This window comes from Cellvibrio sp. GW822-FHT04B05, assembly GCF_058800985.1.
Window position 1 is genome coordinate 687,163 of the sequence record NZ_JBXAMU010000002.1, and the last position, 15,690, is coordinate 702,852.

The window sequence follows — 15,690 nt, forward strand, 5'->3', positions numbered from 1 at the left end:
ATGCTGCGTCAGACGACAGAAGATGGATAATCGGTTAACAGATTATTGATAAGTGTAGATGATGAAAAATCGGATGGGAGACAGAAAACACATTATCCAATCGCAATGTCCGGCAAAACGCCAATCGCCACCTGCTGCTTTTGTGCCGGTGCAATTACCTCGGCAACACCCTTGGCAATCAGCTTTCCGTCCTGATTATGGGCTTCGCAGTCCAATGTTACTAATTTAATCCGCGCTTTAATTTTACTGACTGCAAGGGTGACTGTCACTGTATCGCCGATTTTGACCGGATGTTTGAAATTGAGGCTTTGGCCACGATAGACAGAACCCGGCCCGGGCAAGCGCATGGCGACAGCAGCAGACACTAAAGCGCCCGTCCACATGCCATGGCCAATCGGTTCGCCGAAAACAGTGCTAGCGGCATAGTGTTTGTCGATATGCACGGGGTTTAAATCGCCGGAACACGCCGCAAACAGGATCACATCCTGTTCCGTCAGGGTTTTGCTATAGCTGGCACTTTGGCCAACAGCAAGTTCGTCAATAGGGAAGTTTTCAATTGAAGTCATGGCAGAAGCTCAATGTCGCTGTAGGATGATGTTGCAATTTGGTGCTCATTTTAATCCATCTCGCTGTGTTTTCGCCTGTCGATTTACGGGCAGCCACCAACAAAAAATCATCGCGACCTATTACTCAATTGCTATAAGCACCCATATTCATTCAATCGATAACCTTGCGCGCACTTTTCGCTTGCCGACACCCCAATATCCATCCCACTTTCACTCTGTATAGGTATGAATAATCACCTTATCCAAGCAAACCCTTGATATGTAAACAATTAAAAAATGCTACCGAAAATAATTCCGCTTATAAGGCAGTGCTAGCCAGGTTAGCAGTGTGCCACTAAAACGGCGTATGAATAAATTCCTCAATCGAACGAGCAGGTATGCATATTTACTCTCGCTGCATTTTCCTTTTTTCAGACTACAACGAAATCATTTTTTTGTACTTTCCCACCATAAATCACGCCGGTGGTTTATCCCGTTTATCACTCCCGCATGGGTACGCAATTGAATAATAAGATCGGGAGGAAAAGCAGGTTCACAACGCATCAATCTCCTTTTAATAAATGAATAACGTGAGGATTTTATGTCCAGAATATATCAACTATTAAATTCAATTCGGCCACGCACAAGGTTAAAACAAGTCGTGTCCATCGCTACACTAATGGCGGCCAGCTTATTTGGCACAGAAGCCTCCGCCCAATACGTACACACCAATGGCACAAAAATTGTCGATGAAAATGGTGCTCCGCTTTATTTCAACGGTATGAACCTTGGCAATTGGTTGTTGTGGGAAGGTTATTTGATGATGGGCGATTTTAATTATCGCACCCATACGCAATTTTTAAATAGCCTGGGTACTGCATTCGGCGATATGGCCAAAGCCAAAGAATTTGAACACCAGTGGCGTTTGAACTACGTTACCGAGCAAACGATTATTGATTTGAAAAATTTAGGCTATAACTCGGTGCGAGTTCCTTTTCATTACAATATGTTTTGGCAAAACGGCGCACTGAGTAATCACGGGTTCCAATATCTGGATCGACTGATCAGTTATTGCAGAACACATAAAATGTATGTCCTGTTGGATATGCATGCCGCGCCCGGTTATCAAAACCCTGGTGACCATAGCGACAATGTGGATTCCAATGCAGGCCAGCCACGTACCTCAGTAAAATTTTGGGATGGTAACAATGTTGCCATTGCAAGCCAGGTATGGAAGCACATCGCTAATTATTATAAAAATGAACCCATCATCTGGGGCTACGATTTAATTAACGAACCGGTAACCCAACCAAATAGAAGCTACGAATTACTTCCATCGCTTATTGCTATGCGCAACGCCATTCGCGAAGTCGATAACAACCACATTATTGTGGTTGAAGGCGATTGGTGGGGATCAGATTTAAATGTGCTGGATTGGACCAACGCCACCACCCAAAGTAGAACCGGCATTACCAGCCGTTGGGATAATAATCTGGTAGTGGAAACCCACCATTATATTTTCGGTAATACCGCATGGTTAGCAGATTTATACCTGCGCGATGACATTACCAACCGCATGGGTGTCCCATTAATTCTGGGTGAATACGGTGAAGACACCAGCGCAAACCTGCGCACCATGGCGGATTGGTCTGCCGCTAATATTGCCGGTTCATTTGCGTGGTCATTCAAAAAAATGTCTCACGACAAAACCCTGTGGACCATCGTTCCAAATTCGGTTTACAGCTCGGTTGTCTCTGCAATTAATAACAATGCCAATGTGGCTGGCAGCTATCCCGGCATGATCACATTTGCGCAAAACAATATTCGCAATGGCGCACCCGGGTTGGTGTGGCATCAGGATTTTTATGATGGAACCAAACCTGCTTGCTCAATAAAAGCGCCGGGATTACTCACCGGAACCGCTACGTCTTTTTCTAACATCACACTCAATTGGCAAGACAACAACAGCGGGGAGGACGGTTATCGAATTACTCGCGACGGCGTTCAACTTACCACCCTAGCCGCAAACACTACATCATTTAATGACTTTGGATTGATGGGAGAAACTTGCTACAACTATACGGTAACCACATTGGGTTCTTGCACCAGCAGCGCGGACGTGAAAGTGTGCACACCTTGTAACGGCACTCGCTCGCCTTACACCGGACAAGCATTCACTATTCCGGGAACCGTTGAAGCGGAAAACTTTGACTTGGGCTGCCAGGGTTTAACTTATTCGGACACTACCAGTGGCAATAATGGCGGGGCTTATCGCACCACTGACGTGGATATTTCAACCACTATCGATAACGGACAATCCGGCTACAACATCGGCTGGGTAGCCCAGGGGGAATGGCTGGAATATAGCGTCAAGGTACAACAGGCTGGCATTTACAATGTGAATTATCGCGTCGCTACCCCGCAAACCACTGGTCAGATCCAACTGCTAGTGAATGGGCAGGTGTTATCCACCACCAGCATCCCATCGACAGGAGATTGGAATGCATGGAGCAGTGTAAACGCGGGTAATATTACACTGGCTGCCGGCGAGCAAATTATTCGTATCAGATTCAGCGGACCGGAAGTGAACCTGAATAATTTCACCTTGAATATCGCGGACAATTCCAGTAGTTCCCCGATGCTGAGCAGTAGCGCGATAAGTTCAAGCACAACATCCAGCCTCGCAAGCTCGAGTAAACTTTCCAGCTCTGTTAGTTCAAGCCGCTCATCCAGTTCGATAAGTGTAAGCAGTACCGCCGTCAGTTCCAGCAAATCAAGTTCTACCCAATCAAACTCAAGCGTTATCGCCGGAATTATTTCCGGACGCACCTACGCCATCATTTCCAAACACAGCGGCAAGGCGCTGGATGTACGCGATAACTCCAGCAATAACGGCGCGGTTATTCAGCAGTGGAGTTTTGGTGGCGGGGCAAACCAATTGTGGACGGTGACGCAATTGTCAGGCAACACCTACAAAATCATTAGCAACAGTAGCGGTAAATCCCTGGATGTCAGCGGTGTATCTACCAATAATGGAGCGGTAATCCAACAGTGGGACTTTTCCAATGGCACTAATCAAAACTGGATTATTACTGACTTGGGTAACGGTTACTTTAAGGTGATCGCAAAAAACAGTAACAAATCATTGGATGTCAAAGACCTTTCATCAAATGATGGAACGGCCATCCAACAATGGGACTATTCCGGTGGCGCCAATCAACAGTGGCAATTCCAGGTGAAATAGTCGTACCTGTCAGTACCAGCGTTGCTGGCACAAGACTCCTGCTGTTTATAACTGCAGTTTCCACGCCCTTGGGCGTGGTTTTTTGTTTATGGATCACAGGACAATAAAAACTTCACGCTCATTTTACAGTAGGTGCTAGATTTACTGACAAACAGATCAAAAGCAGACATTAACTTCACAGACAGGACAATTTCATCATCCTGAAGTTGTTACACATAATAACGTTAGTTAATAGCCACACTTATGAATACGATCCTTTTTAATTTTCACGATGTACTTATGGTATTAACCGCCTTTGAATGTTTGTTGTTTGCAATACTCCTTGCAGCAACCAATAAAGAAAAGACACTCAGCAACTATTTTTTAGTCGGCTTTTTACTTGCCCATGTACTTATTACCCTACACGAACTGACATTTTGGGGAAGCCAGTTTCGTATCTGGTTACTCAACCATTCCCCCAATTATTTCTTTATCGGCAGCTATGCCTATTTCCTGGATGGCTGCCTGCTCTACTTTTTTGTCCGGGCGATGCTTTTTAAAGACTTCGCGATAAAAAAACAACATGCATGGCACTTGCTGCCGGTTATCTTTTATTCAGTCTGCATGATTTTTATTTTCTATAACAAAGATTATTCACAAAAATATTGGTTGATAGAGTCACAGCATATCGCCTATTCATCACCCTACCTTTATTTTGAATCGGCAGGCAGATATCTACGATTACTCTATGCACTTTGGTGTTTTTCATTGGTATTTAATTACAGCAAGCAATTACAGCATGTGTACGCCAACCTCAAAATGAGCGATTTGGCCTGGCTTAAAATCATGCTGGTATCGTTTGTCGCACTCTTCGCCTGGGATAGTATTTTGCTGTCTATAAAACTGACTGAGCTATTTGAGGGGCGCTTCGATCTGGATCTTTTGAACGTTGTTGGCCTTAGTGGCTACTATTTAAATTTTGCGGTCATCAACATTCTTATTTTTCTCAAGTTCATCTTCTTTTCGTCGGTTAAGTCAGTGAATGAAGCTCCCGCCTTTGAGCTCAAAGAAGAAAAAGCGCCGGTTATCGACCCGCTATCGATCAGCAAAATTGAACAGGTGATGACTGAGAAAAAATATTACACCAACTCGGATATTACTCTTGATAAGCTCGCCAACGAGGCAAAACTACATCCCAAAAAGCTATCGCTGGTGCTCAAACTTCACTACCAGCTCAACTTTTATCAATTTATTAACCGCTACCGGATTAGTGAAGCTAAACAATTATTAGCACGTGCGGATTATGCAGATAAAACGATTACGGATATTTATTTGGAGGTAGGATTCAACAACAAGTCTGTATTCAACAGCTTTTTCAAACGTAGCGAAGGGATAACACCCAGTGAATACCGGGATCGTAAATTACACGGTCCCGGTTAATACCAGCTTATAGTGCTAGCGGGATTTTTTAATGAGATCGTATGCAGCCTGAATTTCCTGCGAACGTTCAGTGGCCGCTTTAATCATGTCATCAGGCATACCTTGTCCGATCAGCTTGTCAGGGTGGTATTCACTCATTAATTTACGATAGGCTTTTTTCAACTCAGCATCAGTAGCCGTTTTTTCTACACCCAAGGCTTCATAAGCGAGTACCAATTCGTCGGGACGCGGAGCGCGCTGATAACTCCCTTGCGATTGTCCTTGATATTGACCCTGTTCTTGCCTGAAAGCATTTTGTGCGTTAAGCATACGCAGCAGTTGCTCAAAGGCGAAACGCGAAAATCCAAGGCGCTCAGCTACCTGCCGCAATACTTGCGCCTCCTGATTATCCAACACACCATCGGCCATCGCCAGATTGACAAGGTTAACCAGCAACATATTGACCAAATTGGGGCTCGCGCCGCAGTGTTGTTTAAACTCGTTCATCACTGCATCGAAATTAAAATCATCCCCCGCGCCTACTTTAAATAAACGTATGGCTTCGCGGCGATGATCCGGGGTTAACCCCATTTTACCCATCAGCGATTCAGTTAACTGGATTTCTGTTTCACTCACACGGCCATCGGATTTGGCCAAATGTCCCAATAGTAAAAAAACGGTGGTGAAAAAATTTGCCTGTATCGCATGTAATTGCTCATTGGACATTTTAGGCGCTACGTTTCTTTTACGATCAATTAAAAAGTGCCCTAAAATGGCACCGACAATTGCACCGAAAGGACCGCCAACAAAAATACCAGCGATAAAACCCAACACTTTTCCGATCATAATATTCTCAACTATTCAATAAAAAGCGGATACATCATCAATAACAACAAACATTCCGCGAGTCATAAATTTTGGGGGAGAATCAGGCGATGTTATTAAATCTTACGAACTGCACGATAACATTGAACAACCTGCTTTATGCCGCGCCCACTCCGGACGCCTGGCAAAATATTCCTCATATTCGGGTTGCTCGGCGTAGGGCTTGCGCAATATTTGCAATAACTTTTCCACCTCGGAATTATCGCCCTCAGCCGCTTTATCGATTGCTTGCTGGGCAAGATAATTGCGCAGTACATATTTTGGATTAACCGCATTCATCCGTTCACGGCGTTGGGTATCATCATTGCCATTCAGAACATAATCCTGCTGCAAGCGCTGCGCATAAGTGCGCATCCAATCAGCCATCGCCGCTTCTGCTGCAGCATCCGGCGCGGAATAATAAGCGCTCCTTACGATATCAACCCATTGCCGGTCGGTGTACTGATGAATGTCATCAAGCGTCAGATGGGCGAGTTGGCGATAAAAAATCGTCATATCGATTTCAGCTGTTTGCAATGCCTGTAATAAATTATCAGTCAGTATTTGGTCTTGCGCAGGATCAAACCTGCTTAGACCTAATTTATTAGCCATATCGCGCTGCGCACAGCGCTCGTATTCGGTGCGATAATTTTCCAGTGCCTGTTGTAGGGGTTCGACTTCATTGATCAATGGATAAATTGCGTTAGCGAGCTGCGTGAGATTCCATAAGGCGATGCGCGGCTGGTTAATGTAGCGGTAGCGACGCCCCTGGGCATCGGTAGTGTTGGGGGTCCAATCAGGCTCATAACCTTCCAGCCAACCATATGGACCGTAATCAATGGTTAAACCAAGGATCGACATGTTGTCGGTATTCATCACACCGTGCACAAAACCGACGCGCATCCAATGCGCAATCATCCGCGCAGTACCGATGCAAACTTCATTGAACCATTGCAAATAAATACCTGTATCGATAGCAGCTGATTCTTCATCGATTAAGTGAGGAAAATCAGAGCGGATAGTGAAGTCAGCCAGTTTTTTTAATAACTCACTATCACCGCGCGCCGATAAAATTTCAAAATTGCCGAAGCGAGTAAAACTGGGGGCAACACGGCAAACAACTGCACCGGGTTCCAACTGTGGATTGCCATCGTAAAACATATCGCGACGCACCCACTCCCCAGTTGTAACAAGGCTGAGCGCACGCGTAGTAGGAACACGTAAATGAAACATCGCCTCGCTACATAAAAACTCACGCACTGAAGAGCGCAACACCGCCAAACCATCAGCAGTGCGCGAATAAGGGGTAGGCCCTGCACCTTTTAATTGCAGTGTCCAATGCTCACCTTGTTGATTGCGAACCTCACCAAGATTAATCGCGCGGCCGTCACCCAATTGCCCCGCCCAGTTACCAAACTGATGACCCCCATAACAACAGGCATGGGGGTCCATGCCGGTGAGTAATTGATTACCGCCAAATACCTGTGCAAATTCCGGCTGCGTAAAAATAGATTCAGGCAAATCCAGCAATGCAGCAACCTCTTTCGCACCGGCCACCAACTGCGGATTTTTTACCGATGTTGGTTTTACGTGTGAATAAATTGCACCGGCGACCTGGCGGCGATAATTTTCCGTAATAGGATCTGCGGGAAGTTCACGCACTAAACGGTTATCAAATTGGAGTTGGTCAAGTTGTGTGATCATGGATATCAACTGCGAGGTCGCTCATTTGTTGTTGGAGTTACGCATTCAACAAGTCAGATGTAGGGTAAGAAAAACTACTCGATATCGAGCAACTCAACTTTATGGCCATCGGGATCTTCAACAAACGCAAGACAGCTAGATAAAGGCTACCGAAACAACCTTAAATTAGTCTTAACTAAAAATAGTTATCAATAATGACACGAGATTCAATCGCCGGATGACTCCGGCAATTGCTGCAGGATGGCTAGAATTTTTTCTGTGCACCGATGGTCAACTGATATTCGTTCAAGCCGTCGCGCGCGGTTAATGGTGTTGCCACATCAACGTGGACAACATTTCCAATACGCACCTTGGTCGAACTGAGACGCAAACCAAAACCAACGTTACTCAATGTTGGACTCTCACCATATTGCTCCAGTCCCCAGGCTTTACCCACATCGAAGAAAGCCACCACGCCTACACGTAAAATATTGAAAATATGGATATCAGAAAAATAGCGGCGCTCAATAGTGAATACGTAGCGCTCATCACCGCGCTGGTACTCCGACGGGTAACCACGCAAACCGTTAACATCACCAACCGTCAACTCTTCATACTGGGCAAGATCTTGCCCGACTTGATATTGGAAGCCCATATACCAGCGATTTTTTTCATCGACAAAATAATTGTAAGCAAAATCCACTCCCATCACCGTGCTGTTCGCCTGCTCCAATTTTGAGTGGTGCCGACCGTCAACGGTTACACCAGCTTCCATAATATGCTGTTCACTTATACCAATAATGTTGGTGTATTGCCCGATAAAACGTGTCACGTCATCAGGGTTATCAAGTTGGGTCCCCGCATAACCAACCCGGAAGGTGAAGTTCTGACCAAGCGCGATATCTTCCGGACGCTGAATCTGGTTTACGTTTTTAAATACCCCGAAACGATTTTCCAGATATTGATATTCGATCCAGGGGTAAGCTGTCTTACGTTGCTGCGGTACAGCCTGAAGGGTTTCATCCATCTCAAAGAAATTATCTTCTTCGTTGGAAAGACCAATTAACCAACGTTGGGTATGTGTATCCTGAACATCAGTAGCCATACCAAAATAAACTTCATTGAACATACTCTGATGACGAAAACGGTTTATTTCCTCATCGCCGTGACGGATTCTCAATTCCTGTGTCACATCCTGAGTATAAAAACCGGTTGCCCAGGGAGTCTCCAGAGAATAGAAAGGATGTTCAATTTTGACAATAGTGTCGCGACCATCACTGGTATCGGCGTAATAAATACGCGTGGAAATTTGCGAATTAAAAATATGCGGATTACTGATATCATAACTGATCAGGTTGCGATCATTATTTTGTTCATAACCGACAGTGAATTCCGTTCCCGTTCCCATGATGTTGCCATCAGAAATTGCAAAACCGGATTCAGTTCCCTGGGATTCTTTACTTACTGATATCTGTGGTTCTAATGCCCAGGAATCCTGGGTGATGACAACCAAATCAACCTGCTCGGCACAGATTGCTTTCGGTAAAATATAAGCGTTGGCAAGATAAGGTCGCCTGCGCAAAATGCGCTCACTTTCTTCCACTTTTTGTTGATTGAACTGATCGCCCTCTTGAAATAATAATTGCGTACGCACGACCGTCGGGCGCGTGTTCACATGCAATTTATTAAGGAACATATACAAGCGATTATTTTCGTCCGGGTCATCTTTATCGAATACTGATTTGTTGTTGTATTCAATATGACGAATCTTCTTTCCTTCCAAGCCATTGAAGCGTGTAGACGTAATGCGGGAATCTTTAATATCGGTAATTTTTTTGCCGGATGCGTAAAAATTTTCGCAAGTTGGATCGACTTCCGCAGTAATGGCAGGCTCTTCGGCATTAACCCACAGGGGTAAAAAAGCCAACATACTAAATAACCCGATATACGGGGGTTTTATCATAATAATGCCTCGTTGCTCGCTCAATGCTATGTCCAACATCCAATTTTTACTATCAGCTCTCTGCCTGAAAATTAACCTCCCACAATCTCGTCAAAAAAAGTATACGCGGGATAAGGGCATTAGCCTGCTGTAACGAATAATAAATAACTGTAGTAGAAAATATCTGTTCGGTTTCGAGCTTAGCCATGGCGTCAACTTAACTACACAGCTTCAAAGAACGCGCACCTTAGCATGACAAGATTGGCGAACCTAGCAGGCAGCTGTTAAAAGTTTTTAGTGGTAACGTGTGCTGGAGGATAAAACGGAATGCGGTTGTTGATCATCCATCGAAGAGCCATTATCACTCGCATGCGGAGAGTGATCCATTTCGGGGTGATTCATGCCCGAATGATCGTATGGATTGCGTTGTTCTGCGGAAGAACTGTCCGGGTGATGGTGCTCGTGCTCGTGTGATTGGTCATCTGGTTGATCAGGTGCATGCTGATGGTTATGCTGCTCATCGCCGTGATGGTGCTCGTGGCTATTATGTCCGCCGCCCCAAATCGTTAAGAGTCCAAACAGGATAACCAGCAACGCGAAACTCCAGCGGATCTGGCGACGCTGTAACAAGCGCCCAAGCTGCTGCGCGGCAAAACCCGTCGCAAGGACAGTAGGTAAAGTGCCCAGTCCAAAGGCCAGCATTACCAATCCGCCACCAACGGCATGACCTTGTGCCATCGCATAAGCCAGGGCGGAATAGACCAATCCACAGGGCAACCACCCCCAAATTCCTCCCAATAAAACGGCTTTCGTGGCCGTATCAACCGGCATAAGCGCTTTGCCCAAAGGCTGCAGATAAGCCCACAGGTAACGACCGCCGGTTTCCAGATAAGTAAGTCCACGCCACCAATTGGCAAGATATAAACCCATGGCAATCAGCAATAAACCGGCGAGCCAGCGCAGCCACACTGCCCCGCCCGAGGCTGTAATCTGCTGCGCGAAGATCCCCACAATCGCGCCCATTAATGCATAACTGAAGATACGCCCGAGGTTATAACTGAGCAGGATGAGCCAACGGCGCGCTTTGGCGTTGGCGGGCACGGCCATACTTAAGGCACCCATAATGCCGCCGCACATACCCACGCAATGAGCACTGCTAAAGAGGCCTAGCAGGAAAGCGGCTGTGAGGGCTGACCATTCAATTATCATACCGGGGGAGTCTTGTCGTCCTGAACATCAGGTGTGGGAGCGGATTTGTCTTGGTTGGGCTTATCCTGGCTGGATTTGTCTATTTTGGATTGTTCCGTATCAAACAATATACGATGTGCTTCAGTATCAAGATTGTCGTACTGGCCATTATTTAGCGCCCAAAACAATACCTTGATCGCCAGACCAATAAAAATCAGTGCACAAGGGACAAGAAAATACAGACTTTCCATTAATGGCTCACGCGATGAAATTACCTGGTTAAACGCAGTGCGTTAAAGATCACGATCAACGAGCTGGCAGTCATGCCGATGGCTGCCAGCCAGGGTGGAATCATTCCGGCCGCCGCCAGAGGCAATGCGAGCAGGTTATAGATCAGCGAATAACGCAGGTTCTGCTTGATGATCGCTTTGGTGCGGTGGGCGATATCGAGTGCATCCGCCAATACTTCCAGCCGATCATTCAGCAACACCGAATCAGCGCGAGTCTGCGCCAAATCCGAGGCCGAGGCCATAGCAACCGAGACATCGGCACCCGACAAGACCGGTACATCATTGATGCCATCCCCAATCATAAGCACTTTATCACCTGCCGCCTGCCGCTGGTTTAAATGCGACAATTTGTCGCCTGGTTTTGCACCGGCAACATAGTTTTCTATACCAAGTTGTTGCGCTAATTGCGCCACTGCGCCGGATTGATCGCCACTAAGCAATTCTACTGCAATGCCTTGCGCTTTAAGCCGCTGGATTAACGGAGACGCATCCGGGCGAACTTCATCAACCACGGCAATCCATGCCAGCGGCGTTTGCGTACTGGCGAGCAACAGCCAGGTGTGGAGCGCATCGGGTAATTCAAGCGCCCCATTGAAATTGGCCAGTTGCCCGGTAGCGAACCCTGCGGTTCCCAAGCGATAGGACTCGTCCCCGATACGCCCTTCCACACCGGCTGCAGTAGTTTGTTTAATATCCTGCGCCTTGAACACATCCTGCCAGGGGTGGAATGCGGCCGCCAAAGGATGGTTCGAACCTGCCTCCAATGCCGCAGCTATGCCCAACAGGTCATGATCGCTTTGGCTGACACCGGCATAGGGCTTGATCTGCGCCATGACAAATTTGCCTTTGGTGAGGGTACCGGTTTTATCGAAAATAACGCGATTCACGCTGCTTAACGCTTCAATCACATGGCCGCGCGCTACCAAAAACCCACGCTTGCGCAGATTGGCAGTTGCGGCCGACAAAGCCGCCGGCATCGCCAGCGCCAAGGCACAGGGACAGGTCACCACCAACACCGATAAAGTTACCCAAAGCGCTTGCTCCGGGCGATACCAAAGCCAGAAGGCAAACACGATGCTACAAATAATGAGTAACCGGGCGATAAAAAAGCGCGCGATCCGATCCGCAACCATTACTTGCTGCGGTTTTTCATCGGCTGCTTGCGTAGCCAAACGCTCGATAGCCGAGAGTTGGGTTGCCGCACCCAAGGCGGTTACCACTACTTTGAGCGGACTGTGATTATTGAGCGTACCGGCGATCACCATATCGCCTGGTTTTTTGCTGACCGGACGGGACTCCCCCGTAAGCAAGGCTTCTACCACAGCGCTTTCGCCCGCCACTATACGGCCATCGCAGGGAAAGGTCTCACCTGCTTTAACCAGAATCAAATCGCCCAGTTGCAAGGTTTTAATCGGCCTGGACTCTTCAACTTCATTACCATTTTCCTCGCGCAAACAGCAGGCCGTCAGTGGCATTAATTGCGCCAGATTGCCGAACGCGAGGCGATTGCGGTGGCGTGCGCGCAGCTCCACGTAACGACCAATCAGCAAAAACAGCGTGAACATGGAAACGGATTCGAAATAAACCTCGCCAGTACCGGAAACAGTTGCCCATACACTGGCAATGTATGCCAGGCCAATCGCCAAAGCGACAGGAACATCCATCACTAAATGGCGCATTTTAATGCTGCGCCAAGCTGCCAGGAAAAATGGCCAAGCCGAAAAAAACACCACCGGTGCCGCCACCAGCATTGATAGCCAGCGCAAAAAATCCAGCCAAAAATCGGTTGCGCCGGTATACATCCCCACGGCGACCATCATCACCTGCATAGTGCCAAACCCGGCAACCCCTATGCGGAACAGGGCAATGCGGTTTTCTTTTTTGATCAGTTGTTGCTGTTGATCATCCGTCGCCGGACGCGGCAGATAGCCAATCGCGGCGAGTGATTGGAAAATCTCACTCAGGGGAAATTGCGAATCCCACACAATCGCGCAACGGTGGGTACTGAGATTGACGGTGACGGATTGGATCGCCGGATTTTTTTTGAGGCGGGTTTCGATCAACCAACTACAGGCGGCACAACTGATACCTTCAAGCAGCAGGTTGGCCTGTTTGATATTGCCATCAAAGGGAATCACAAATTCAGCCTGAACTTCGGGCAAGTCGTAAATATCCCAGCGACGGTCATCTTGCCCGGTTACCTCAGGCCGATCATTACTGGCGGTGCGGAATTGGTAAAAATTCTCCAAGCCACCGTCGACGATAGCCATGGCAACCGCCTGACAACCAAGGCAACACATGCGTTGCTCTTTACCTTGAATAACAACCGGGTAATAACTGGCAGGAGGTACCGGCAGACCGCAGTGATAACAGGCCTGCTCAATGGGAACACCAGGAGACGCGGTGGATGTCATGTAACCTTGGCTACTCGACTCGTGGCGTCAGCGCCGTTACTTCGGATTCGCGGAAGTTGATTTCACCGCTCAAAGTCCAGGGAGCTTCTTTGCGCAATTCCAGATTATTAACCGGATAGAGCGTCAAATACCAAGAGTAGTCAGGTTCTGCTTTCAACTCACCGCGATAATGACCCGGCGCAATCACCTTGAGGGTAATCAACTGGTCTTTTGCGGCTTTTACCGGATGCCCCATCATAAGCAGTAACTCGTTCGGCATCAGCGTGGCATCGGCAGGAACATTCGCGATGGTGAGCAATACATCGCCGCTGGCGCGATCAAAACGCAACTCGCCACTCAAACCCAATTCGTGCGCGTGCTTATCCTGCTCAAGCGCCTGGTTGATCATGCGCCCTTCTTTGTAATAATTGTCGATGATGACATCATCCGCGCCTTTTAGCGCAATAGTCACCGTAATCGAACACATAATGACGATATAGATCAACGGACTGAATACAAACCAGAACCAAAACTGGCGATACCAGGGTTTTACAATTTCTTCGGTTGAGTCGTTCATAACTTCTCTCTGGGCAACACTTTTCTGGGAAACACCTTTCTGGGAAACACCTTTCTGCGCAACACTCACTCAGACAACCTTTAATTTAACCCCACTATATTCAGGCCGACGCTTAGGGACCAATAAACGTGGTGGTATTGGTCGCGGTAATTTCCGGATTCTCACGCGCACGGACGCGGAAACGAATTTCAGACTTCTTGTCTTTCAGATCTTCTTTATTAACAGATACCCGCACCGGAATAGTTAGCACCTCGCCTTCAAGTGCAGGAATAGATTTGTAGCCTTGAACCTTAAAGTCATAGTCACCTTCCACTTCCACATCATAAATGTGGGTGCTGCGATCCATATTGCTGATTTTCAAGGTGTATACGTTCTGGATGGTATCTTCCACTTCACGGAACATGCGCACGCCGCGGTCGCGCTGCGCCTCCAGCCCCACAGGCACACGGGTCGCGATCGAGTAGATAAACAGCGAAATCATCACTAACAACATCAGCCCGTAGCCAAATAACCGCGGACGGAGGATTTTGGTTTTGCCGCTGTTGATAGCATCTTCCGTTGTGAAGCTGATCAGACCGCGCGGATAGCCCATTCTATCCATGACGGTATTACACGCGTCGACACACAATCCGCAATCAATACACTCCGCCTGCAATCCATCGCGGATATCAATATCGACCGGGCACACCTGCACACACCAGGAGCAATCGATACAATCACCCAAACCTTTAGCCTTGTAATCATCACCGGGTTTACGCGGGCCGCGGGCTTCGCCGCGCACCGCGTTATAGGACACGGTGAGTGTGTCTTTGTCGTACATTACCGCCTGGAAACGTGCGTAGGGGCAGATATATTTACAGAACTGCTCGCGCATAAAACCGGCGTTCATGTAGGTGGCGCCAAGGTAAAACAGCACCCAGAAAGCGGTCATCAAATCCAGGTTAAAGGTGAAAAAGTTGACGATCAAACTGCGGATCGGCACAAAGTAGCCAATAAACGTCAACGATGTGACCAGGGAAATCGCAATCCAGATGGATTGGGTTGCACTTTTGCGCCAGATTTTTTCAAAGTTCCAGGGCTGTGCGTCCAGCTTCATGCGTTTATTGCGGTCGCCTTCACAGAGATGCTCGGCCCAGATAAACATTTGTGTCCAGACGGTCTGTGGACAGGTAAATCCGCACCAGACCCGCCCTACCAGCACCGTCACGGTAAACAGCAGGAACGCAGCTATCACCAGCAACCATGCAAGGTAGATGGCATCTTGCGGCCAAAATGTCAGCCAGAGGATATGGAATTTGCGCTCGGGTAAATCGAACAAAATGGCGGGACGACCATCAATTACCAACCAGGGCAGCAGCAAAAAGCCGAGCATTAACGGGATGCCGGTGTAACGGCGAAGACGTTGGTAAAAACCGGTGATGCGACGGGTGTAGATCTTATCGTCAGCCTCGTAGAGATTTACATAACGGATACCGGTATCCGCTGGCTTTGACGATTGGTCTGAAGACGGCTTTTCACTCAAGGGGATTACCTCACTACTCCACCGATCTGACTACTTTATCGACA

General features: G+C 47.5%; 11 protein-coding genes. 2 read left to right on the forward strand and 9 right to left on the reverse strand.

Annotated features, from left to right (window positions below; all coding sequences use genetic code 11):
* Window positions 1-92 precede the first annotated feature (92 nt).
* A complete protein-coding gene (locus AC1RJL_RS08515) occupies window positions 93-566 on the reverse strand; it encodes a MaoC/PaaZ C-terminal domain-containing protein (RefSeq protein WP_492912890.1) in 474 nt (157 codons plus the stop codon).
* Window positions 567-1,206: 640 nt separating this feature from the next.
* Between AC1RJL_RS08515 and AC1RJL_RS08520 the strand changes: the two genes are divergently transcribed.
* Together AC1RJL_RS08520 and AC1RJL_RS08525 are read left to right on the forward strand one after the other, a co-directional pair.
* Window positions 1,207-3,789, forward strand: a complete 2,583-nt coding sequence (locus AC1RJL_RS08520; protein WP_492912892.1) for an RICIN domain-containing protein — start codon at window positions 1,207-1,209, stop codon at window positions 3,787-3,789.
* Window positions 3,790-4,068: 279 nt separating this feature from the next.
* The gene (locus tag AC1RJL_RS08525; protein WP_492912894.1) at window positions 4,069-5,208 is read left to right on the forward strand and encodes a helix-turn-helix domain-containing protein; all 1,140 of its coding nucleotides are present in this window, start codon (window positions 4,069-4,071) and stop codon (window positions 5,206-5,208) included.
* 15 nt (window positions 5,209-5,223) lie between these two features.
* Here AC1RJL_RS08525 and djlA read toward each other — a convergent pair whose 3' ends face one another.
* From djlA to ccoG, 8 genes are all read right to left on the reverse strand, one after another.
* Window positions 5,224-6,033: a co-chaperone DjlA gene (gene djlA / locus AC1RJL_RS08530; RefSeq protein WP_492912896.1), complete on the reverse strand. Its 810-nt coding sequence runs from the start codon at window positions 6,031-6,033 to the stop codon at window positions 5,224-5,226.
* A 102-nt stretch (window positions 6,034-6,135) separates the two neighbouring features.
* Window positions 6,136-7,755 (reverse strand): protein adenylyltransferase SelO, encoded by a 1,620-nt coding sequence (locus AC1RJL_RS08535; protein WP_492912898.1) that lies wholly within the window; start codon window positions 7,753-7,755, stop codon window positions 6,136-6,138.
* Window positions 7,756-7,999: 244 nt separating this feature from the next.
* Window positions 8,000-9,697, reverse strand: a complete 1,698-nt coding sequence (locus AC1RJL_RS08540) for a BamA/TamA family outer membrane protein (RefSeq protein WP_492912900.1) — start codon at window positions 9,695-9,697, stop codon at window positions 8,000-8,002.
* 273 nt (window positions 9,698-9,970) lie between these two features.
* Window positions 9,971-10,885, reverse strand: coding sequence for an urease accessory protein UreH domain-containing protein (locus AC1RJL_RS08545; protein ID WP_492912902.1), 915 nt, complete (start codon window positions 10,883-10,885; stop codon window positions 9,971-9,973).
* Window positions 10,882-11,115 (reverse strand): cbb3-type cytochrome oxidase assembly protein CcoS, encoded by a 234-nt coding sequence (gene ccoS / locus AC1RJL_RS08550; RefSeq protein WP_492912904.1) that lies wholly within the window; start codon window positions 11,113-11,115, stop codon window positions 10,882-10,884. The genes AC1RJL_RS08545 and ccoS overlap by 4 nt, the downstream gene beginning before the upstream one ends.
* A 20-nt stretch (window positions 11,116-11,135) precedes the next feature.
* Complete coding sequence (locus AC1RJL_RS08555) at window positions 11,136-13,568, reverse strand: heavy metal translocating P-type ATPase (protein ID WP_492912906.1); 2,433 nt, start codon at window positions 13,566-13,568, stop codon at window positions 11,136-11,138.
* Between the two features lie 10 nt (window positions 13,569-13,578).
* On the reverse strand, window positions 13,579-14,124 hold the full coding sequence (locus AC1RJL_RS08560; RefSeq protein WP_492912908.1) for a FixH family protein: 546 nt from the start codon (window positions 14,122-14,124) through the stop codon (window positions 13,579-13,581).
* Between the two features lie 112 nt (window positions 14,125-14,236).
* Window positions 14,237-15,646: a cytochrome c oxidase accessory protein CcoG gene (gene ccoG / locus AC1RJL_RS08565; protein WP_492912910.1), complete on the reverse strand. Its 1,410-nt coding sequence runs from the start codon at window positions 15,644-15,646 to the stop codon at window positions 14,237-14,239.
* Window positions 15,647-15,690: the final 44 nt, after the last annotated feature.